The organism is Xenococcus sp. PCC 7305 (assembly GCF_000332055.1).
Taxonomy (GTDB): domain Bacteria; phylum Cyanobacteriota; class Cyanobacteriia; order Cyanobacteriales; family Xenococcaceae; genus Xenococcus.
On record NZ_ALVZ01000117.1, the window covers coordinates 1 to 21550 of the forward strand.

The 21550-nt window shown below is 40.3% G+C and carries 18 protein-coding genes and 1 pseudogene; 8 read left to right on the forward strand and 11 right to left on the reverse strand.

Annotated elements, in window-relative coordinates; genetic code table 11:
• Positions 1 to 363 (forward strand): phycobilisome protein (locus XEN7305_RS05725; RefSeq protein WP_006508412.1); only part of this gene is annotated, 363 nt, incomplete at its 5' end.
• A gap of 168 nt (positions 364 to 531) precedes the next feature.
• Here XEN7305_RS05725 and XEN7305_RS05730 read toward each other — a convergent pair.
• Positions 532 to 1248 carry a hypothetical protein gene (locus XEN7305_RS05730; protein WP_006508413.1) on the reverse strand — a complete coding sequence of 239 codons (717 nt, stop codon included), beginning with the start codon at positions 1246 to 1248 and terminating at the stop codon, positions 532 to 534.
• A gap of 198 nt (positions 1249 to 1446) precedes the next feature.
• Between XEN7305_RS05730 and XEN7305_RS05735 the strand changes: the two genes are divergently transcribed.
• Positions 1447 to 2703 carry an ATP-grasp domain-containing protein gene (locus tag XEN7305_RS05735; RefSeq protein WP_006508414.1) on the forward strand — a complete coding sequence of 419 codons (1257 nt, stop codon included), beginning with the start codon at positions 1447 to 1449 and terminating at the stop codon, positions 2701 to 2703.
• Positions 2704 to 2761: 58 nt separating this feature from the next.
• The gene (locus tag XEN7305_RS05740; protein ID WP_006508415.1) at positions 2762 to 3640 is read left to right on the forward strand and encodes a succinyl-CoA synthetase, alpha subunit; all 879 of its coding nucleotides are present in this window, start codon (positions 2762 to 2764) and stop codon (positions 3638 to 3640) included.
• Between the two features lie 13 nt (positions 3641 to 3653).
• Here the strand turns inward: XEN7305_RS05740 and XEN7305_RS05745 are convergent, their stop codons facing one another.
• Both XEN7305_RS05745 and XEN7305_RS05750 read right to left on the reverse strand, forming a co-directional pair.
• The gene (locus tag XEN7305_RS05745) at positions 3654 to 5420 is read right to left on the reverse strand and encodes a ShlB/FhaC/HecB family hemolysin secretion/activation protein (RefSeq protein ID WP_238568939.1); all 1767 of its coding nucleotides are present in this window, start codon (positions 5418 to 5420) and stop codon (positions 3654 to 3656) included.
• 67 nt (positions 5421 to 5487) lie between these two features.
• Complete coding sequence (locus XEN7305_RS05750; protein WP_006508417.1) at positions 5488 to 7200, reverse strand: ABC-ATPase domain-containing protein; 1713 nt, start codon at positions 7198 to 7200, stop codon at positions 5488 to 5490.
• Between the two features lie 123 nt (positions 7201 to 7323).
• Between XEN7305_RS05750 and XEN7305_RS05755 the strand changes: the two genes are divergently transcribed.
• Positions 7324 to 7554, forward strand: a complete 231-nt coding sequence (locus tag XEN7305_RS05755) for a hypothetical protein (protein ID WP_006508418.1) — start codon at positions 7324 to 7326, stop codon at positions 7552 to 7554.
• Between the two features lie 156 nt (positions 7555 to 7710).
• Here the strand turns inward: XEN7305_RS05755 and XEN7305_RS05760 are convergent, their stop codons facing one another.
• The 3 genes from XEN7305_RS05760 to XEN7305_RS05770 all read right to left on the reverse strand — a co-directional run bounded on the left by XEN7305_RS05760 (position 7711) and on the right by XEN7305_RS05770 (position 11227).
• Entirely contained in the window at positions 7711 to 8826 is a 1116-nt protein-coding gene (locus XEN7305_RS05760) for a tetratricopeptide repeat protein (RefSeq protein WP_006508419.1), read from the reverse strand.
• 252 nt (positions 8827 to 9078) lie between these two features.
• Positions 9079 to 10038: a GDP-mannose 4,6-dehydratase gene (locus tag XEN7305_RS05765; protein WP_006508420.1), complete on the reverse strand. Its 960-nt coding sequence runs from the start codon at positions 10036 to 10038 to the stop codon at positions 9079 to 9081.
• Positions 10039 to 10153: 115 nt separating this feature from the next.
• Positions 10154 to 11227 carry a DUF389 domain-containing protein gene (locus XEN7305_RS05770; RefSeq protein WP_006508421.1) on the reverse strand — a complete coding sequence of 358 codons (1074 nt, stop codon included), beginning with the start codon at positions 11225 to 11227 and terminating at the stop codon, positions 10154 to 10156.
• A gap of 281 nt (positions 11228 to 11508) precedes the next feature.
• Between XEN7305_RS05770 and XEN7305_RS05775 the strand changes: the two genes are divergently transcribed.
• Both XEN7305_RS05775 and XEN7305_RS05780 read left to right on the forward strand, forming a co-directional pair.
• Positions 11509 to 12771, forward strand: coding sequence for an extracellular solute-binding protein (locus XEN7305_RS05775; RefSeq protein ID WP_158500380.1), 1263 nt, complete (start codon positions 11509 to 11511; stop codon positions 12769 to 12771).
• Positions 12772 to 12773: 2 nt separating this feature from the next.
• Entirely contained in the window at positions 12774 to 14093 is a 1320-nt protein-coding gene (locus XEN7305_RS05780; protein ID WP_006508423.1) for a mechanosensitive ion channel family protein, read from the forward strand.
• Positions 14094 to 14155: 62 nt separating this feature from the next.
• Here the strand turns inward: XEN7305_RS05780 and glpK are convergent, their stop codons facing one another.
• On the reverse strand, positions 14156 to 15649 hold the full coding sequence (glpK, locus tag XEN7305_RS05785; RefSeq protein WP_006508424.1) for a glycerol kinase GlpK: 1494 nt from the start codon (positions 15647 to 15649) through the stop codon (positions 14156 to 14158).
• Between the two features lie 117 nt (positions 15650 to 15766).
• Positions 15767 to 16339 carry a Uma2 family endonuclease gene (locus XEN7305_RS05790; RefSeq protein ID WP_006508425.1) on the reverse strand — a complete coding sequence of 191 codons (573 nt, stop codon included), beginning with the start codon at positions 16337 to 16339 and terminating at the stop codon, positions 15767 to 15769.
• Positions 16340 to 16500: 161 nt separating this feature from the next.
• Here XEN7305_RS05790 and murQ point away from each other — a divergent pair, with 161 nt between their 5' ends.
• Together murQ and XEN7305_RS05800 are read left to right on the forward strand one after the other, a co-directional pair.
• A complete protein-coding gene (gene murQ / locus XEN7305_RS05795; RefSeq protein ID WP_006508426.1) occupies positions 16501 to 17406 on the forward strand; it encodes an N-acetylmuramic acid 6-phosphate etherase in 906 nt (301 codons plus the stop codon).
• Between the two features lie 133 nt (positions 17407 to 17539).
• Entirely contained in the window at positions 17540 to 17875 is a 336-nt protein-coding gene (locus XEN7305_RS05800; RefSeq protein WP_006508427.1) for a hypothetical protein, read from the forward strand.
• Between the two features lie 115 nt (positions 17876 to 17990).
• On the opposite strand, the gene XEN7305_RS05805 is transcribed toward XEN7305_RS05800, so the two are convergent.
• The 3 genes and pseudogenes from XEN7305_RS05805 to XEN7305_RS05815 all read right to left on the reverse strand — a co-directional run.
• Positions 17991 to 19229, reverse strand: a complete 1239-nt coding sequence (locus XEN7305_RS05805; protein ID WP_006508428.1) for a HEAT repeat domain-containing protein — start codon at positions 19227 to 19229, stop codon at positions 17991 to 17993.
• Between the two features lie 289 nt (positions 19230 to 19518).
• Entirely contained in the window at positions 19519 to 20901 is a 1383-nt protein-coding gene (gene psbC / locus XEN7305_RS05810) for a photosystem II reaction center protein CP43 (protein WP_006508429.1), read from the reverse strand.
• A pseudogene (locus tag XEN7305_RS05815) lies at positions 20885 to 21550 on the reverse strand (photosystem II D2 protein (photosystem q(a) protein)); the annotation flags it as partial. The gene psbC and the pseudogene XEN7305_RS05815, both read right to left, overlap by 17 nt.

A 21550-nucleotide genomic window follows, 5' to 3' on the forward strand; every position in this document is an offset into this window, starting at 1 on the left:
GCTGGCAACATCGACAATGTAGCTCAAGAAGCTTATAACGCTTGCATCAAAAAATATTCCTACTTGAACGATGCTGGACAAGCTAACTCCACTCAAACTTTCAAAGACAAATGTCTTCGTGATGTTAAACACTATCTACGTTTAATCAACTATTCTTTGGTAGTTGGTGGAACTGGTCCTCTTGACGAATGGGGAATTGCTGGACAGCGTGAAGTATACCGTGCATTAGGTCTTCCCACTGCTCCTTATGTAGAAGCTCTTAGCTATGCTCGTAACCGTGGTTGTGCACCTCGTGACATGTCTGCTCAAGCTCTACTTGAGTACAATGCTCTTCTTGACTATGTCATCAACTCTCTTTCCTAGGATAATTAGTTCTTTTCAAGGAATAATTAAACTTGTTGATTGATTGAATATTTGGGGAAAACTAAACAATTGGCCTAGCCTTTATGGTTATGTTGTCTGTTGGGTTTTCCCGATTTTTTTTGTCAAAAATCCTTATTAATAAATCCTCCAAGAGTTGAAGTAATCCGATTATAAGATTGTCATTTTAGATTTTAGATCATCTGATTTCAAGATTGCCTTACCAGTTAGACAACGCCAATGATGATCGAATAAATCTGCTTTTTGACTGCGGAAACTAGCCAATGCTGGTGCTGCGGGAAAAGGCCATAAACGGTCAAAAATAATTTCCTGCTCATGCAAACTGAATTGCAGTAGATAAACAGAGGGAGTGGCTGAAAGATTTGCCAAAAGGTTGGATGCTAATTTGTGAAGATGTTGACGTTTGCTAGAGGGAAAATCGATTGGTTGTTCGTAATAATTGGGGATTGCTCCTTCGCCAATAATCTCAGCAAATAGAAGACCTTGATCGCTCACCAAAATAGGTAGCCAGAGGTTTCCTAGGCCGGAATCCCCGACACTGGTTTTGTAGCCTAGATTCTTTTCGACCCAATTGCGACAACGATGTAGATTTTTGCAAGCGGTATAAATTTCTTTGCCTGGAAAATTACAATATTCTGGTAACTGAATAGTGAGGGGACAGTAAGTAATATTGGATTCTTTGTAAGCTATTTTATTATTTTTCGAGGAGAAAGAACCAGCAGAAACAGTTTCAATTATGGCATTTGGAGAGTTTGCATGGATTCCTCTTTTCAGTGCAATGACCATTCTTTCTGTTACTGGTGATGCGGAAATTATTTTGCCTTCTTCGCTGACTTCGGCGTTAATAATGATTAAAGCTTTTTCCATTCTCCTTCCATGGTTGTAGACTACTAGCAATTAAATTTGAGACCGACGATTGTTGTGGCTAGAAACAATCATAACAAGATTTTGCTCTGTGTTAAATTGATAGACTATATATTTGATGTTGAAATCCATAATCAATGTCCAATGTTAACTTGGGACGAATAGACTCTATCAAATTGATAATTTTTTTAGAAATATCCTATGGATCTACTGGAATATCAAGCCAAAAAATTATTTCGTCAGGTAGGCATTCCCATCTTGCCTTCTCAAACGATCAAAGATCCTAGACAAATTAAACAATTACAAATCCCTTATCCTGTGGTCTTAAAGTCTCAAGTTAGAGCTGGCGGTCGCGGAAAAGCTGGGGGAGTTAAATTCGTAGAAAATACGATTGATGCGATCGCCGCTGCGCGCAATATTTTTAATTTAGCAATCTTGGGCGAATATCCAGATGTCATTTTGGCAGAAGCTCGCTATGATGCTCACCGGGAGCTGTTTTTGGCGATCGCATTAGATTATCAACTAAAACGTCCTGTGCTTCTTGGCTCCTCATCTGGAGGGATGGATGTCAAGCTATTACTAAGCAATCTACAGCAAGTAGTAATCGAAACAGAATTTTCGCTTTTCTATGCTCGTCGTTTGGCTTCTCGCATGAATCTTTCAGGTAATTTGCTATTGTCGGTAAGTAAAATTATTGAAAAAATGTATAGCTTATTTCAGTCGAAGGATTTGGCGCTAGTAGAAATCAATCCTTTAGGCGTCAATAGCCAAGGTCAGTTAATGGCACTAGACGGCAAAATGACCATTAATGATAATGCTTTGTCAAGACATCCTGAAATTGTCACTTTGAGTAAATCAGTGACTGTTGAACCTAATAAACAATTGCGATCTCCAGCTACTTCGCCCTCGGGAAGAGCCAATAATGACGACAAAAATACTAGTAAGATTCAATGTTTGGATTGGCAAAATCCCCAGGGAAAAATTGCGATTCTGACTAATGATGTTGAGCTGGCTATTCTCGGGTGGGATTTAATTAGCCAAGCCAAAAAGAAGCCGGCTTTTGGCATCGTTTTTGATTATGCTCTACAAAATGACAATGAAGAAACTCAAATTTTTTGTGGTGAGTTAAAAGGTATTTTAAATCAATTACAATCATTCGAGAATATTGACACTGTCTTAATTAATTTTTGGTTACCTGAATATAGCAATAAGGCGATCGCAAAAACCATTTTTGATTACTATCATTCTATCAATCATTCTGAAATGCCCATTTCCTTAGAAGATGGGACTGCCAAAAAAGATCAAAATAAAGATGTCATTAGTACTGCCCCAGAATTGCCTTTGGTTAAATTTGTTGTTCGTTTACTGGATGAAGACATCCGATATTATCAAGAAGAGTTTAAAGCTACTGGTATTTATTGGACCGACAATCTTGAAGAGGTAATATCTAAAGTATAAGTAATAAGTAATAAGTAATGAGTAATAAGTAATAAGTAATAAGTAATAAGTAAAATAAGTGAGTATAAATTGGAATTTTGACGGTCAAGTTATTGTTCAAGGTATTGTTAAACCTCAAGTTTTCGGTAAGGCTTTGGCAATGAAAGCCTATGGCACTAATATTGTGGCGGGGGTTGGCATAAGTGATGAGCTTATTGAATTGGGAGAAGAGATTCCGATCTTTGATTTGGTCGAAGATGCTTTATCGGTAGTAGGAGAAGTTACTACTTCTTTAATTGATGTTGAGCCCTATGATGTATTAGATGCTGCTAAAGAAGCGATCGCTTGTGGGATTAAAAACTTAATTATTTTGACAAAAAATATTCCTCCTTTAGATATTATCAAACTCATAATCCATGCCGAAAATCATCAGGTGTCTATTTTGGGCCCTAGTACTCCTGGACTTATTATTCCTGAAAAAATATCTTGGGGGAATTTCCAGACTCAACATTTTCGACCTGGTTCAACAAGTATCATTAGCTATAGTGAATATCTTATCTATGAAGTGGCTAGGGAGTTAAATCTTGCTGATTTTGGTCAGTCTATGGCCATTGGTTTGGGGCAGGAAAGAATAATTGCTTCCGATATTGACCAATGGATAAAAATACTAGATCAGGATATTAATACTCAAACAATTATCTGGATCGAAAAGCTCAGTAATTTTGAAACATCTGTTGTCAAATCTTTTCAAAAAAATACTAGCAAACCTATCATTGTCTATCTTGTGGGTTCTAAAACTTTAGGAAAAAGAACTTTTAAAGCTGCAACAGAAATCTTGAGTCATAATTTATCCCATACAATGCCTGCGAAGAATACCTATGTAAAAATTAGTAATATACTAAAAAAAGCAGGGATCAAAATTGCTAAAAAACCTGCAGAAATTCCTAATTTGATTTAGTCTCAAGAGATTGTTAGAAACCAAAATCAAGGGAAAAATGAATTCCATCTTCTTGCAAAGAATCGCCTCGTTTATCCACAGTTACTAAAGGAATACCCCAATCGATACGAGCATTTAAACCTGTGCCCGTACTAAAATTTAATCCTAGTCCGACCGAAGCCAGAAAGTCAGTGTCAATTTCCACATCACTGGTATTCCAAATGCTACCCAAATCAACGAACGGGGTTAGATGAAAAATACCATCTAATTTCCGCACCCGCAATAGAGGAATGCGCATTTCGGCACCTGCTGTTAAACCACTATCTGCTAGAGCAAAATCCTGCCGGTAACCACGGACACTATTGCCGCCCCCAATGCGAAACTGCTCTACGGGAACTAAATCGGTAGTTGATACTTGTAGATCTCCCCGTAACACTAACAGAAAATCTTCATCCAAACGCCGTATCCATTGACTTTGTCCGCGCCAAGCGAGAAATAGACTGTCTGGTTGATCATTGTTGATAGTTGCATCCAAAACATCTATGCCAAAACTAAATTGCGATCGCAAAGCTAAAACCTGTTGTTCATTACGATTCACATATTCCTGGAAGAATCTTAAGGCACTAATTCGAGTGTTGCCATCTTCATCCGCACCGGGAGAAAGACGAAAAGGCTCATCAAGAAGCTTTGTTTTGCTATCTTGATAGGAAAAATTTAGACCCAAGACAAATTCACGCTGGGGAGTGTTGATTAAAGGTTGGCGATAACCAAACTCCAAATATTCCGATTCCGTTTCGATATCAAGGGGCGTAAAAGGATCTTCGATGACATCGTTACTACTAATTCCATAGGCTAGACGCAGGGTTCCATTCTTAGAATTGATCGGGAGGGCATAGGAAAAATCAAGATCGTCACTGCCTTCGGTGTTGATATAGTCAAAGGTTATGCGATCGCCAAAACCTAATAAATTAGAATGCTCCAGCCCTGCACCACGACGATTTGTGCCGACACTTGGTGACCTTTGGTTGTCAAATTGAGTGCGAATAGTAAAGTTATCGGCTTCTTCGACTTCTATCTCTAACAAACTTGTCCCAGGATTAATCCCCGCAGACAATTCAGCAGAAACATTTTCAATAAGAGGATCAAGACGCAATAGTTGGAGAGCCTCTAATAGTTCATCTACGTTAATGGGGGCTGTACTATAGCGTTCGATACGACTGCGCACATAGCTATCATTTAAGCGTTTGACCCCGCTAATCTTAATGTCTTCAAGAGTTCCTTCTAATACGGCAATTTTTACAGTCCCATTATCGAGTTCTTGCGGGGGAAGATAAGCTCCTGAATTGACATAGCCTTGTTCGGTGTAAAGTTTGGTGATAGCACTACGGGCTTCAAATAGTTCGGCTAGAGATAAGGGACGATCTTGATATGCGGCTAGGATCACATCGATCTGTTCAGGCGGGAAAATACTGTTACCAACGACTTCAAAACGATTGACAATAATTTGTTCTGGAATATCGCCGACATTACCAGAAGTTGAAACAAGCTCCTCCTCTGGGTCTGAGGTTTCCGAGTCGGCCACTTCGAGAATTGATTCGTCGGTGGGAGCTGATTCAGGGTCTTGCTCTGGGATATCTATTTCTTGAGGTTGAAATGATTCTTGGGCTTGCAATGATTGAGGTGACAAACCGGTCAAGAGTAACAAGCCAATAATTACCTTGAGTAATAAGTATTCTTGCCGAACTATTCTTTTTATGGGCTTAGGGGCCAAAAATATCCCAAATACTTCCGATTGTAACATATACACCTGCTTATCTACCCTGATTGGCATCACAGTTATAAAGTTCCCCAAATTTGCTAAAAATTCACTATGATTTTTCTGAAATTATTCCCAGAGTTCGTAGGCGATTGAGAGCTGCGGCGAATTCAAAACGACGAAATAAGGCCAAATCTCCTGAGGTAAAATCTGTCAGAATATCCAAGCCTTGTTTGGCAATATCTTCCATTACTAAATCTAAAATCTCAGGTATTGTAATGGGCCGATCTAGATAATGATTTGTAGTATATACAAGGGCATGAGCGATCGCTCTCAACTGGTCTGGGTCAATAATTTGCTCTACCGCTGCGACATCAATATTTGCTGTGCCAAAAGTGATGTTATTTAAATCTCTAGCTTTGAGGTTGACTGCTTTTTTATGACTACTGGGGTCGATGCTACTCTTGACAGGAACTCTGGGCGTAATTTCTCCAAAAGTAGTTCCTCCTTCGGTATGACGATTACTCGGATAGTTTTTGGCGATCGCCTTGGCCCGTGCAGTGACTTCATAGGGTTGATAATTATTCATGGCAATCACTGTCTCCGCAACTTCAAAATAATCGCCACTGCCTCCCATCACAAGAATAGTAGATACCCCATAATCGTTATATAGTTGGCGTACTTTGTCGATAAAAGGTGTAATCGGTTCTTGCTCTTTAGCAATCAGAAGTTGCATTCGGCGATCGCGTATCGTGAAATTAGTCGCCGAGGTATCTTCGTCTATCAATAATAACTGGGCATTGGCTTCTAAAGCTTCGATGATATTAGCTGCCTGAGAAGTACTGCCACTGGCATTAGGTGTGGAAAAATTAGTAGTTGATTTGCCTCCAGGTAAATGATTGATAAAAGGAGAAATGTTAACTCCCGCGATGCTTCTTCCATCTTCTGCGCGAATTTTTACTGCATTAGGATTGGTAACTACCAATTCTCGTCCATCTCCAGGAATTTGATTATAAACCCCCAGTTCAATAGCTTGAAGTAAAGTGGATTTGCCATGATAGCCCCCACCGACAATCAGAGTAATTCCTTCCGGAATCCCCATGCCTCTAATATGGCCTCGGTTCGGACAATCGAACTCGACTTCTAAAGAGGGTGGCGACTGAAACGCGATCGCATTTTCTGCTAAAGGACGATTATCTACTCCACTACGACGAGGCAAAACTGCTCCATTGGGGATAAAAGAGGTTAGGTTTCTGTTAGGTAATTCCTGACGAATCCAATCTGCATCTTCGACCGTTTCTACCTGCTCTTGAATAGCTTGGGCATCGAGAGAATTATACAACAAAGCTTTTTCGACAATAGTTGGAATATCTTCACACAACATAGCTGCTGCTTGTCTGCCTAATATTCTTCTTCCTTTTGCTGGAAGACCGACGACAAAGCGAACTTCTAGGAAATTTTTATCAATAAAAGCGGAGGTTCTAGCCAGAACTTCTTGTTGTGGAGTGGAAATTGCTATTAAGCCACTTTTCCCTGTGCCGCGTCGCAAACTTATTTGATTGGCAACTAAATGAAATTGGCGGGTTAGATAATCTCGTAGAGCAATTTCTCGGCTGGGGGATTTGTATAATTGCAGAGGAAATTGGGCGATCTTCTGAGGAATTCGCACCCGGAATTTACTAGGAGAAGCAAAAGGATCTCCTTGAACATAGTCAATAATCAAGGTGAAATTGGGAACTTGGTAGCTTCCTTTTATCTCTTTATAGGCTTTATAACTCGCGCCATCAAGTCTGAGTAAAGCAGAACGAATATTATTATTAAACATTGCTACAGATATGAAACTTAAAGAATCATAAGGTTTTAGAGGTAAAGATCAACTAGTAGTAATATCATTTAGGATGGTTTAAATAGTAATCAGTTTTTATTCTCAAGTTCTCAGGAGGACAAAATGGCTCTGGAAAAATTTATTGAAGATAAACTTAATCAATATGCAAAAACCATTATCGACAAAAGTACCAAATCAGATGAACATGCATTGGGAGAGCTTACCTTCTATATGTCATTACGTAGGGTTACAACCGGTAAGGCAACGCCTCAAGATATTGGGATGATGGATGCGATCAATGACACCTTACAAGAGAAGGGAATCATTGATGAGAAGAGTACCTTCTTAAAATAGACTCCATCTATTAGACTCCATCTATTGTGTGCAACTTTTTCTAAGTCATTAATTTTGTTTAATAAAAGCTAAGTTTCTGATTGATCCCTAGCAAGTTGCACATCCTACTATATTTTTTGCACTTGTTTTTTGCACTGTAGCTGCCTTCTGACTTTGTTAGAGTTTTTCAATTAAAAGAATTAGTTCTTCTTCTTTAGCGACTTGACCTTCTTGCTTATACAGCTCCCGAGCTGTTTCAAAAGACAAAATTGCATCTTCATTTCGTCCTCTTCCTTGCAAAGATAAACCTAGATTATGATGAAAAAGAGGATTTTTGGGCTTAAGTTCGATGAGTTTGCGGTAAGTGAGAATAGCTTCAAAATAATTTTCCTGGGCCAGTAAAATATTGCCTAGATTGACTTGTGCCTCAATAAAATCTGGTTTTAGCTTAATAGTTCTTTGATAAAAATCTAATGCTCCATCTAAGTCTCCCTGGAGCTGAAGAATTGTGGCTATTTTAAAATAAATTATTTCGTTATGAGGATGTAATCTGGCAGCCTTTTGGAGTGTTTGGAGACCCGACTCTACATCATTCTGATTCAAAAAGGCTGTAGCCAATTGTATTTTGAGATTGGCATTTTGCGGATCTTTGACAATTTCTTCTTGGAGAAATGCGATCGCCTCTTGGTATCTTTCTTGTTTTAATAAAGCTGTATAAAAGATACTTATAGCTTTTTGATTATTAGGGGCTAAAGTAATGATGCGATAGTAAGTATCGATCGCACGATCATACTCTTGATTGCGGAGTAAAACTACTCCTAAGCCCACATGATTATCCACATTCTCTGGCGCAAGTCGGATCGCCTGTTCATAAGCCGATGCTGCTTGTAGATTGTCGCCTGAATTTCCTAAGCTATAACCTAAAGCATAGTAGAATTCTGGATTGTCCGATTCTAATGCGATCGCTTTTTGGTAAGCCTGGGCCGCTTCAGAATAGTTGCCCAACAATGCTTGGATATAGCCAATTCCGGAGAAAATCTTGGAATTTTCTTGCTCTACTAAAGCTGCATATTCGTAAACATACAATGCTTGTTGAAACTCTTCCAATTCTACATATTTTTTGCCCTGCTCTAATAATTCATAAAGTTCTTTTCCCTGGAATTCTTGCTGCTGATTACTAGAAATAGCAGGATTACCTTGGGCAGTGAGAGGGGAAGCGGCTATCAAACTAGCTAAGATGGCACCAGAAAATAATAGAGGCAGTTTGATTGTGAGTTTTTGTTTTAACACCATTGATTTTCTAAATATTTCAATAGCAAAATAATCGGATTGCCAGCAATACTCGTGAGTTCTAATGATTGAAGATTAGCTCACAAGGAACAAGGAATTTGCGAAATTTGCTGAACAGCACTCAAGGTATAACCGATAGTTTTCAGTTTTGCCAACATTTAATTTTTAGTAATGCAGTTTACATTATTTAACTCTTTTTGTCTCTAATCGAGTTTTTTACATTTTTGAAAACTGATAACTGGTAACTGCTAACTGCTAACTGCTAACGGAAGAAGCTTTTACCATCATTGCGATAACATCTGGCATCTTGTATTTAGCTTCCCAGCCCAATTTTTCTTTAGCTTTGCTCGGATTTCCTTTACTTACTGCTAGATCTGTAGGGCGCAGTAAACTAGAATCTGTGACGACAAGATCTTGCCAATCTAACCCAACACAACTAAATGCTCTCGCAACCAAATCCTCCAAAGAATAACTTTCTCCTGTAGCGATTACATAATCATCTGGCTGATCTTGTTGCAACATCAAATACATGGCTTCGACATATTCAGGAGCCCATCCCCAATCCCTTTTAATTGAAATATTGCCCAGATGAAGTTTTTTCCTCCTTCCCTGAGCTATGTCCACCACAGCAGCAACAATTTTTTGGGTAACAAATCTTTGCGGTCTCAAGGGAGATTCATGATTAAAGAGAATGCCCGAACAAGCAAAAATATTGTAGGCTTCGCGATAGTTGGCTACTTGCCAAAAAGCAGTTGCTTTGGCCACTGCATAGGGACTTCTGGGGCGAAATGGAGTTTCCTCGTCAGCAGGATAATCACCAATATCCCCAAAACATTCACTTGAACCCGCATTGTAAAATTTGATCGGTGCATTGATAAAACGAATTGCTTCTAAAAAATTCAAGGTTCCTGTGGCAATGCTTTCTAGGGTTTCCACGGGCTGGCTGAAAGATAATCCGACCGAAGTTTGTCCTGCAAGATTATAGATTTCATCGGGTTGAGTTTTGACGATAACTTGTAAAACACTCCGAAAGTCTGTAGGAACTAAGGATTCGTACTGAATTTTGTCGCTGATTCCTAAACTAATTAAATTACTAAAAGATGACACTTGAGCATCCCTTGATGTCCCAATTACCTTGTAACCTTTTTCTAAGAGAAGTTGAGCTAAATATGCACCATCCTGACCAGACACACCACAGACTAAGGCTTTTTTCATTAGATTCATTGTTGAACAGTTTTCACTATAGTAATCCTACTTTAGTGGTCAAAACTGCAAAAATATTGGGGCAATTTCTAGACTATAATTTCTGCGATTAGCAGTTGTTGGGTGCTTAAGGCTGACTTTCAAATCGCTGAAAAGGAATTATGTCCAGGTTTATGATGATGGGTTCTTTTAGCTGTCTAGACATTTCTTGAGCCGCTAGTTCAATTTTTTCTTGAACATTCTTGATGTCTTGGAGCGGAACTTCCATTTCTAACTCGACATGCAATAGTCCATCTTCTTGGTATCGAGTATGTATAGAGCGAAATTTAGCTGTCCCTGGAAACAGATCTGGTCGGTTTTTTCTCAATTCAAATACGGTGCGCATTGTGATTGACCTTATATAAAGCTGTCGCAGTGAGAAGCCCAGAGGCTGGAGCAGAATTGATAAACTGAGCAAAGAGATAATTATCCCGATCGCCGCTTTTTTGAGACTACCGTATCTTTGTAATAAAAAAACTAAACTGCCACTGAAAACAATTCCTGCTAAATTGGTAACGAAAAGCAGAAAAGAGCCTCCTGCAATACTTGTCTGTACGCCTCTGGATAAAGCAATTTGAGTCCCCAATTCCCCCAAGCACAAACCAATTCCTACTACGCTCAATGGTGGAACCAGGGCAACAGAGATTGCTACTCCAGGTAAAGCATTGGCAATACTGCGACGAGTGTTTGCAAAGGCGGCAGCGGCTCCTGCGGCCAGGGCGACCCCTAAATCTAGAGAATTAGGAGTAGTTCGACCGAGGATTTCTGAGCCCACAGTGGTTAATCCCAGAAACTTCGTAGTTAAGTAAGCGATGAAAATAACTAAAATAATCCCCGTCACTAGGGTAAAGATAGCTCTTTCTAATAATCGGGAATTTAACCCCACCAATGCATAAGCGAGACTCGCGATCGGATTCATTAGCGGTGCAATAATCATAGCTCCGATGATCGTTGCCGCACTATTTGTCAGTAGACCAAAAGTCGCGATCGCACCAGCTAAAGCTAGCAGCAAATAAAAATTTAAATTGGGCAAAGATGCCTGTAAAAAAGTCTGATTTAATTCCCTAGCTGGAATTGGAGCTTCCCGCAACACCTGCCAATCTTGAGTGAGACTCTGCCAAGATTGCTGCAGATATTTTTTGAGGCTGCTGAGCCGAGCCATAGATTTTCAAGATTTTATTCAATCATGTTCTTATAAATTAGCTTAATGCTTTTTGGTTAAAAAGCTTGCTGTAGATTATCAATTTTGTCGAGCTGAAGTTTCATTAACTAATATCCATGGCACGAATCAACTACTTCTTGTCGTATATACTTCCAGAAACTCGGAAATTGTTGCCAAAATTCAATAAGATCTTAGAAAATTCATCTAGCCCAGAGCGAAAATTGCTTAATAAACATGAACTGAGAATGCATAAAGGTTATTCTGCTATCTTTTTAAGCGTGATGAAGATAGTCCCAGCTTTCGTGATCTCACTTTTATTTGCGGGTTGTAGCAGTGTCATCTTAGAAGCCAATGAGAAAGTGCAGGGGCGTCTACTAATTTGGCATTCCTTTGAAGGCAAGGAAGCACAAACTTTGAATAGTATTTTGGCACAGTATCAAGAGCTATACCCGAGAATCAAGATTGTGGACGAATTTTTCCCAGAAGAAACCATAACAGACCAGTTTAGGTTGCAAGCGCGATCAGGGCTGGGTCCAGACTTAATGATTAGCTCCTTTGAAGAGCTAATTCCCCTGATTCAAGAGGATATTATCGAGCCTTTAAATGAATATAATCTCGACTTATCAAGTTATTTACCAAGACCAATGAGTCAAGTCACCTTGAACGATAATCTCTATGGTTTGCCCTTCGTCTTAACAACCCAAGCTCTTTGCTACAACAAAACTCAAGTTGAGCAACCACTGCAAACCTTGCCCGAAATGATTGTCGGCGCTGAATCAAAGCTTCAAATTGCGGTGCCTTCGAATTTTTTGGACACTTTATGGGGAGTCGAAATTTTCCGTGCAGAACCAGACAATAGAAAACTGGACAACATAGGAGTAGATAACATATTTGAGCCTAAAGCCTGGGGAAATTGGTTGGCATGGCTAAGACATGCGAATAAAAACCCCAATTTTATTTTATCGAGTGACACTTCTACTCTAAAGCAGATATTTACGGAGGGCCAATTTGCTTACTACATTTGTGATACTGATGACATATCTGATATAAAGGCAATCTTAGGAGCAGATAAGCTTGGGGTTACTACTTTACCTGGAGCAGCAAATCAGTTTGCCGAGGTAAAACATAAGCCCGCTGGGCCGACACTATATACCAAAGCAATAGTGTTTAATCGAATATCCTCTAATGCTACAACCAAATCGGCGCTACAACTTGCCAGTTTCTTGACTAATGTGGAACAGCAAACAAAATTGGCAGTCGAGACAGAATCGCTAATTCCTGCTAATAGTGAAGTGCAACTCGACAAAAGATTGTCTCCGATTCAAGCTGTCTTATTAGCTCAATCAAAGACAGCAGTTGCTGTCTCCTTAAAATTTGTTTATGAGTTTGAAGATGCTGATGAGATCCATGGCGACCTCTACTATAATCTCGTAATGGCAGGAGAAATGGCACCTATGGAAGCTGCGGAGAAGTTTGGGCAGAAAATTCAGGAAATTAAAGAAAGTCTAACTCAAAAAGATGCCATGTCATTGGGAGAAGAGTAATTGTGTTTGTTGATGAATTAAATCTTACTTCTCTTTATGACTTCTTCACCAAAATTTTGATCTTTTTGGATCGACCAACTGTCAGATTTCAGTTAGTAGTAATTTTATTCTCGATTTTGTTGGCTTGGGTTTTGGAAAAAGTTGTGGAAGCCCGAATTCGAAAACCACAATTGCGATTACCCAATTCTCTAGAATCCCATGCCAGTCGTTTGTTTGTGGTTCTCAATTATTTAAGGTTTCCCTCATTGAGTCTGATTGTACTTTGGATTAACAGACATATACTAATATTCCAAGGTTCGTTAACGGGCCTTTTAGTGGAAGCAGAAACTTTGTTTTGGGTTTGGTTCTTCTTCCGTATTTTTTTGGGTCTTCTTTATGCTTTTTTTGATCAAGAGGTAATTCGTCTCTATCATTACCGTTTTTATAGCCCATTATTTGTAATCTATGTTGTTATTAAAATCTTGTCTTATTTGACTAATCTTGAGGCATTCAAAAATATTACTTTGATTTCAATTTTTGCAAATACCCTGACTATTGGGTCTCTTTTTAATGCGATTGTTGGTCTTTATATTTGGATTGGATTTTTGTCAGGAATTCAAGATCTTATTTATCTTTTGATTACAAAACGGACTAAAGTTCAGCCGGCAATGGCCGAAGCGGTTTTAGCATCGAGTCGCTATATTCTAATTATCATCGGTATTATCGTGGTTTTAAGTGAATTGGGCTTAAATACAACTACGGTGGCGGCAATTACTGGTGGTCTGTCTGTTGGCGTTGGTTTTAGCTTGCAGGAAATTATGAGCAACTTTATTAGTGGTATTTTACTGTTTATTGAAGGAGCTTTAAAGCCTGGAGATGTGGTGGAGGTCGATGGAGAGATGACTGTGGTTAAGCGTTTGAGTATTCGTGCCACAACTGTGCAGACGTTTAATCATGTTGAGAAAATTGTGCCAAATCAAAAGTTTTTAACTTCGTCGGTGGTCACCTATACAGGCAGCGATCGCATTTGTCGCAATTTAATTCCTGTTGGAGTTAGCTACAAAAGTGAACCTGACGCTGTGATTGAGATTTTACTCAAAGTAGCGAAAGAGAATCCCAACGTGCTCAAAAAGCCTAAACCAGTGGTGTTTTTTATCGGATTTGGTGACTCTAGTATTAACTTTGAACTTTCCATTTGGCTAGATAATCCGGTCTACCACAAACAAATTACTAGCGAAATTAATCAAGCAATTTGGCGAGCTTTTGCCGCCAATAATATCGAAATTCCTTTCCCTCAAAGAGATCTCCATATCCGCGATATTGCTCCCAGAGATAAGTTTTAGTGAGAGCATTAACTTCTCCCTCTGCCCTCTGCCCTCTGCCTTCAAGGACGAAGTCCTGCTTGTTAAATCCAGTTCTTTGCTCTTGCTACAGCTTTTGACCAAATTGCAAAATTAGCTGCTGCTTGGTCTTTTCCTGGATCTGGTTCAAAAATACGGTCAATTTGACGATTTGCGATCAAAGCCTGATAGTCATCCCAGAAACCTACTGCTAATCCTGCACCGAAGGCAGCACCTTGGGCTGTGGCATCGAGGATCACTGGTCGTTCAATAGGAACCCCCAAGACATTGGCCTGAAACTGCATCAAGAAATTATTCCCAGTCGCTCCGCCATCAACTTTGAGGCGAGAAACGGGCTCGGTACTGTCTTTATTGACAGCATCTACAACTTCTTTCACTTGATATGCGATCGCCTCTAAGACTGCTCTGACCATATGTTCTTTGGTCACGCCTCCTGTAATACCCAAAAAAGCTCCTCTCGCATTCATATCCCAATGGGGTGCTCCTAAGCCACTTAAAGCTGGGACAAAATAAACGCCATTTGTATCGTTCACTGCCATTGCTAAAGCTTCGGTTTCCGCCGCAGTGTCAATTAGCTTTAAACCGTCTCGTAACCATTGAATGCAAGCTCCTGTGGTAAAGATAGCGCCTTCTAGAGCATAGTTAGTTTGTTTGGTAGTACTCCAAGCTGTGGTTGAAAGTAACTGATTGTGCGATCGCGTGACTGCTGTTCCTGTTTGGGCAACGAGAAAGCAACCCGTGCCATAGGTGCATTTCAATAGTCCAGGGCGATCGCATCCATGGGCAAATAAAGCTGATTGCTGATCTCCAAAAATGGCCGTCACAGGAATTTCTGCCCCCAATAATTCGGGAGCTGTTGTGCCAAATAAACCCATACTAGTCTGAATCTTGGGCATAATCGACTCAGGAACCTTAAAGAGATCTAATAACTCTTGATCCCAATTTCCTGTGTCCAAATTCATCAGCATAGTACGACTGGCATTACTATGATCTGTACCATGGACTTTTCTGCCTGTTAAATTCCACAATACCCAGCTATCGACTGTTCCTGCGATCACATTATCCCAGTTGGTATCTGGTTTATGCTCTTTGACCCAATCAATCAACCAAGATAATTTGGTGGCGGAAAAATAAGCATCGAGAATCAATCCTGTTTTTATCTGGACAATGGTGGCGGCCCCTTCTTGCTTTAGGCGATCGCACATAGGCGCCGTACGACGATCTTGCCAAACAATAGCCTTATGTAACGGCTCTCCTGTGGTTTTGTCCCAGAGTAAACAGGTTTCTCTTTGCACTGTTAAGCCAATACTGGCGATCTCGGAAGCTGTAATTTTAGTTTGGCTAATTACTTTTTGAATGCAACTATAGGTATCCTGCCAAATCTGTTGGGCATCATGTTCCAGCCATCCTGGTTGAGGGTAATATTGGGTTAATTCTTGATACGCTTGACCCACAATATTGCCTTCTCGATTGAACAGAATCGCGCGATTGCCTGTTGTTCCGAGATCGAGGGCTAAGATATATTGAGGTTTAGTCATAGCTAAAAATTGGTTCCTGAATGATGCTTCGTAAGCTAGGTTTACCAGAAAAGCTCGATTTGTTAGCTATTTGTTAGATTTTTTTTAGGTTATTACGATCGCGAAAGGCTAAAATGCTTACCAAATAGGTTCCAGATTTAGACTAAACCCAGGTAGCACATTCTCTCCTGACAAATTTTGTGGAGAATCTAAGGTGGCAACATTTTTTCCTGGGCGATAAATTTCAACTTGTTGAGCGCAGCGATTAATTAACCATCCAAGACGAGTTCCATTTTCCCTATATTCCCGCATTTTTGTCTGAGTAACTGTCAATTTATCGCTAGGAGATAGCAATTCAATCACAAAATCTGGACATAGGGGAATCAATTTCTGCTGTTGTTCACTAGTTAGCGCATCCCATTTTTCTAATAGTATCCAAGAAGCATCAGGAGATCTATTCGCCCCGTTAGGAAGTTTGAAGCCAGTGGAAGAATCAAAAGCAAGTCCTGATTTATTGTGTCGACTCCAGGCTTGCAATTGATAAGCAATTTCAATATTGCGATTTCCTGTCTCTCCACCAGTAGGTGACATGATTAATAAGTCTCCATTTGCGTTTCTCTCAAAGCACAAATCACGATTATTGATGCAAAGTTGATAAAATTGCTCGTCGTTTAATTCGATAGCTTGTAAATCTAGGATTAAACTATCCATATCCTAATTGGGTTTTTATCTGATGATAGCGCAGCCAATAATGTTTTCCCTCTAATCTCTATTAACGTAATTTAACCCTGGTTAATTTAATTTTCTCTCTGTATTTATGCAGTTTAGATCGCAATGAGATAAAGTTTGGGCAATGGAATTAGTAAGAATTTATGGATAAATTACAGTCCCGAGGGCATCTTTTAACTGAACAGATTAATCCTAATAGCCAAAACCTTGATAGTATCTCGTCCCTAGAGATTGTCGATCTGTTCAACAAAGAAGATGCGAAAACAATAAGTGCGATCGCAAATGCTCGGGAATCTTTGGCCCAAACTATCGATGCTGCTAGCAAAAGTCTGAGTAGCGGCGGCAGAATATTTTATGTGGGAGCAGGAACCAGTGGGCGCTTAGGAGTTTTGGACGCCGCAGAATGTCCGCCAACTTTTTGTACTCCTCCCGAATTAGTCCAGGGCATTATTGCTGGTGGAGCAGGAGCTCTAGTTAAAAGCTCTGAAGCTCTTGAAGATTTGCCCGAAGATGGCGCACAGGCGATCGCATTTCATAAAATCACTAATGTAGATATTGTCATTGGTATTACCGCCGGCGGGACAACTCCCTATGTTCATGGAGCCTTAAAAGCAGCACAATCCCGAGGAGCCAAAACAGTTGCCATGAGTTGTGTTTCGGCAGAACAAGTTCCGATGCCAGCAGATATTGACATTCGCTTACTTGTCGGACCAGAAATTTTGGCAGGCTCGACTAGGCTCAAGGCGGGAACTGTGACGAAAATGGCCTTGAATATTATCTCTACAGGGGTAATGGTGCGCTTGGGCAAAGTTTACGGTAATCGGATGATCGATGTTTCGGTTACGAATAGTAAGCTGCGCGATCGCGCTTTGAGAATCATCAACGATCTCACTGATTTAAACCGCCAAGAAGCAGAAAAGCTCTTATTTCGTAGTGGCCAAAAAGTTAAATTGGCTTTGTTAATGCATTGGACTGGTGTAGGAGCAGAAGAAGGCAAAAAATTATTGGAGGAACATCAAGGAAATCTTCGCGCAGCACTAGGACAGTAGTTATTAGTGATTAGTTAACGGTGATCAGTTATCAGTTAAAGGTTAATTTTTAAAGCTATATCTTCTGTTAGATTTTATCTGACCTAAATTACCTGTACACTTGTTAGCAAAAGTATTCAGGAGAAAAAGTCTCATGGGTTTTCTAGGTAAGCTATTCGGCAAAAAAGAAGAAGATAAAGCAGCAGATGCCCCTAGCGTATCGGTTGCCGCAGCAGCAGAAGAAAATTCTATTCCACTAGAAAAAGTAGGATTAGATGGTCAATTTGATGAAAGTGGCTTAGCTAAGCGGGTTGCGAAGGCTTTAGATGATGCTAATATTTCCGATGACGTCGGACTTTGGGTTGCTCAAGCAGGCAGCAAAGTTGTATTGAAGTACAACGAAGATGCCAAAAGCGTTTTAGATCAAGCAACACAAGTTGCCGGAGATGTTGAAGGCGCCACCGAAGTCGAGACTCAGCCTAACGCTTAACTTTATAGGTCTAAAATAGCCTCCTAAAAAATATCCAACAAACTTTAGGAGGCGACCACTATCTATCTAATTATTTCTGTAGACTTAAGTTTGAGTTAGAAATACCTGATCTTTCTTAGCTTTGGCGCAATTTCATTTTTTTTAGTCCTGCGATCGCATGTAGCCGAACTCTACTATTATCATCTTTGGCTAGTTGTTGCAAAACATCCTCCGCCTGGGTTTTCCCCAATTCTCCTAGGGAAATTGCCAGGGCTTGTTTCAAATCAGGATTGCGATTATTTTCCGTAATAGAATGCCAAAAATCAACCAATATTTTAGTCGCTTGTTCCTGAAGTTTCGCCACTGAAATCCTGCCCAAAATCCTAATGATTTCTTGAATGACTAAATCTATTTCCGTTAACAAAGCTTGTTGTAAATATTCTAGAGCAAGATCAATTTCACTCCAGCCCAAAGCTCGCACCAAATCCAACTTCAACGCGATCGGCGTGTGGGGAGAAGATAGAACCTCGTTTAATGCGGTAATTGCGGCGCTATGTTTCATTCTGCCTAAAGTGATTGTCGCTTGATGACAAACTTGGGGATTTAGATCATAAAGTAAAGGTTTGAGATGACTTACCAAATCTAATTCCATACAAAGATCGGGTCGAAAGCCTAAGGCGATCGCAGCCTCTTTTCTCACAGCTGCCACAGGATCTTTTAAAGCTTTAATTAATATAAAAGGCACTCGGCGATCGTGAAAACAGCCGATCGCCTCGATCACAATGACCCGAATCTCTGGATCAGAATCCTCTGCCAAACTCAATAGCGCAGGCAAGGCTTGAGGAAGACGAATATAAGCTAAAGCTCGAGCTGCCAATTTACGATATTTTGCTTCTGCTAGTAGTGTCACAAAAACGTTAATCGCGATCGCCCCCAGGTGAGACAAGGTTTCTGAAGCAATCTCGATTAGTTCTTCTTCTTCTGTATTTTGCAGCAGATTTGCCAAGGCAATAACCACAATTTGCGTCTTAAAATTTCCCAGAATCTTCACCGCAAACCAGCGCACCTCAATATCGATCAACTGATTTTCAAGAATGGCAACCAATGGCTCAACTACAATCTCACCCAAATGGGGAATAATTTTGGCGATCGCCCATTTCTCTTGAAAATCACCGTAAAATAAAACTTGCAACGCCAAATCCAGAGATTGAGAGCAATTCTCGGCATCGAGAGATGTCCGAAGCTTTTGTCGACCAGACAAATCTGGTTCTTGTTGTAGATAATCAGCAACTTGCCCCCAGTCTTTTTTGCGAGCTGCCAGTTCTGCTTTTTCGATAATGATTGTGGTTTCTGATTTTGCTTTGGAATAGGTCACAGGATCTTGAAAATAGATTTTATTGTCTATCTTTAGTGATTTTTAAAAAGCTAAGTTTTCCTCACAACTGCCAGTGTTGAATATTTTGGGCATAACAGCAACTCACTATGTAATAAACACATTAAATACATGCCATAAAATCATTTTGATCATGAATTAGCAGGATTAAGATGATTGTGAGAGAAAAAATTTAGGTGTTAGGCAAATAATTGAGAAGCCCCTACTAAAAAAGTAGAGGCTTACAAATTTGCTCAATCCCAATTGATGATTAAAATAAATTAACCAAGAATTAATCGAGATCTGGCATAGCTAATACTGGTTCCGTTTCGCGGTTAATACCTTTCTCAAAACCACCAGCAGCAGCACGGGCGCGGCCAGCATGCCATAGGTGACCAACGAGGAAGAAGAACGCCATAATAAACTGGAACGAAGCCAACCACTGACGGATATTAACGAAGTTGAAAGAGTTAGCTTCAGTAATGATGCCACCAACTGCGTTAATAGAAGCGTTAGGAGCATGAGTCATATACTCAGCAGCACGACGCAATTGCCAAGGTTGAATGTCATTTCTGACCTTATCAAGATCCAAACCATTAGGCCCACGAAGAGGCTCTAACCAAGGACCACGGAAATCCCAGAAACGCATAGTTTCTCCACCAAGGATAATCTCACCAGTAGGAGAACGCATTAAATACTTACCTAGACCAGTAGGACCTTGAGAAGAACCAATGTTCGCACCTAGTCTTTGGTCACGAGCTAGAAAAGTAAAGGCTTGAGCCTGAGAAGCTTCCGCATTAGTTGGCCCATAAAACTCACTAGGATAAGCAGTATTATTGAACCAAATATAGCAAGAGGCCACAAAGGACATTAAAGACACAGCGCCGATACTATAAGAAAGATAAGCTTCACCATTCCAGATCAGAGCACGACGAGCCCAGCCAAAAGGCTTGGTCAAAATATGCCATACTCCACCGGAAATGCAAATCAAACCAATCCAGATATGACCACCAATGATGTCTTCCATATTATTAACGCTAATAATCCAACCTTCACCACCAAAAGGAGCTTTGGTTAGGTAACCCCAGATCACACCAGGATCTAAGGTTGGATTAGTAATAATACGAACGTCTCCACCACCAGGAGCCCAGGTATCATAAACACCACCGAAGAACATTGCTTTAAAGACTAACAAAAAGGCTCCACATCCTAAGAGAATGAGATGGTAACCAATAATGTTGGTCATTTGGTTTTTGTCCTTCCAATCCTGAGAGAAGAAGTCAGAATAATCTTCTAAAGTTTCAGGACCACGAAGTGCGTGGTAAATACCGCCTAAGCCGAGAACAGCAGAGGAAATAAGGTGTAAAACACCAACTACAAAATAGGGATAAGTACTAATAACTTCACCACCAGGGCCGACACCCCAACCTAGAGTTGCTAAGTGGGGAAGTAAGATCATGCCCTGTTCGTACATAGGCTTTTCTGGAACATAGTGAGCGACTTCGAAAATAGTCATTGCTCCAGTCCAGAAAACAATTAAACCAGCATGGGCGACATGAGCACCCAGGAGTTTACCGGAAAGATTAATTAAACGAGCGTTACCAGCCCACCAGGCAAAACCAGTGGACTCTTGATCGCGTCCGCCTCCAAACGAAGGACTAGAGAGCGTTACCACGGGGTAGTACCTCCTCAGGGAATACAAATTGTTCGTGTGGTTGGTCTTGAGTCGCCATCCAGGCGCGCAGACCTTCATTTAACAAGATATTTTTGGTGTAGAAAGTTTCAAACTCAGGATCTTCTGCTGCTCTCAATTCTTGAGAGACAAAGTCATAAGCCCGTAAGTTTAAAGCAATCCCGATAATGCCAATACTGGCCATCCATAATCCAGTTACAGGGACAAATAGCATGAAGAAATGTAACCAACGTTTGTTGGAAAAAGCAATCCCGAAAATCTGAGACCAGAAGCGGTTTGCAGTCACCATACTGTAGGTTTCTTCTGCTTGAGTCGGTTCAAAAGCACGGAAAGTGTTGGCAGAACCATCGCCATCTTCAAACAAGGTGTTTTCTACTGTAGCACCGTGGATTGCACAAAGTAATGCGCCACCAAGTACTCCCGCTACTCCCATCATGTGGAAAGGATTGAGGGTAAAGTTATGAAAACCTTGAACAAAAAGAATGAAACGGAAGATTCCGGCTACTCCCAAACTAGGAGCGAAGAACCAGCTAGATTGTCCCAAAGGATAGAGTAAAAATACACTAACAAATACGGCGATGGGCGCGGAAAATGCGATCGCATTATAAGGACGAATCCCCACAAGACGAGC

Bases quoted from the DNA above. Each gene is read 5' to 3' on its own strand.
- XEN7305_RS05770 (WP_006508421.1), bottom strand. From the start codon at position 11,227: ATGGCTCGGCTCAGCAGCCTCAAAAAATATCTGCAGCAATCTTGGCAG.
- XEN7305_RS05790 (WP_006508425.1), bottom strand. From the start codon at position 16,339: ATGGATAGTTTAATCCTAGATTTACAAGCTATCGAATTAAACGACGAG.
- murQ (WP_006508426.1), top strand. From the start codon at position 16,501: ATGGATAAATTACAGTCCCGAGGGCATCTTTTAACTGAACAGATTAAT.
- XEN7305_RS05750 (WP_006508417.1), bottom strand. From the start codon at position 7,200: ATGTTTAATAATAATATTCGTTCTGCTTTACTCAGACTTGATGGCGCG.
- glpK (WP_006508424.1), bottom strand. From the start codon at position 15,649: ATGACTAAACCTCAATATATCTTAGCCCTCGATCTCGGAACAACAGGC.
- XEN7305_RS05730 (WP_006508413.1), bottom strand. From the start codon at position 1,248: ATGGAAAAAGCTTTAATCATTATTAACGCCGAAGTCAGCGAAGAAGGC.
- XEN7305_RS05800 (WP_006508427.1), top strand. From the start codon at position 17,540: ATGGGTTTTCTAGGTAAGCTATTCGGCAAAAAAGAAGAAGATAAAGCA.
- XEN7305_RS05775 (WP_158500380.1), top strand. From the start codon at position 11,509: ATGAAGATAGTCCCAGCTTTCGTGATCTCACTTTTATTTGCGGGTTGT.
- XEN7305_RS05735 (WP_006508414.1), top strand. From the start codon at position 1,447: ATGGATCTACTGGAATATCAAGCCAAAAAATTATTTCGTCAGGTAGGC.
- XEN7305_RS05745 (WP_238568939.1), bottom strand. From the start codon at position 5,420: ATGTTACAATCGGAAGTATTTGGGATATTTTTGGCCCCTAAGCCCATA.
- XEN7305_RS05760 (WP_006508419.1), bottom strand. From the start codon at position 8,826: ATGGTGTTAAAACAAAAACTCACAATCAAACTGCCTCTATTATTTTCT.
- XEN7305_RS05755 (WP_006508418.1), top strand. From the start codon at position 7,324: ATGGCTCTGGAAAAATTTATTGAAGATAAACTTAATCAATATGCAAAA.
- XEN7305_RS05765 (WP_006508420.1), bottom strand. From the start codon at position 10,038: ATGAAAAAAGCCTTAGTCTGTGGTGTGTCTGGTCAGGATGGTGCATAT.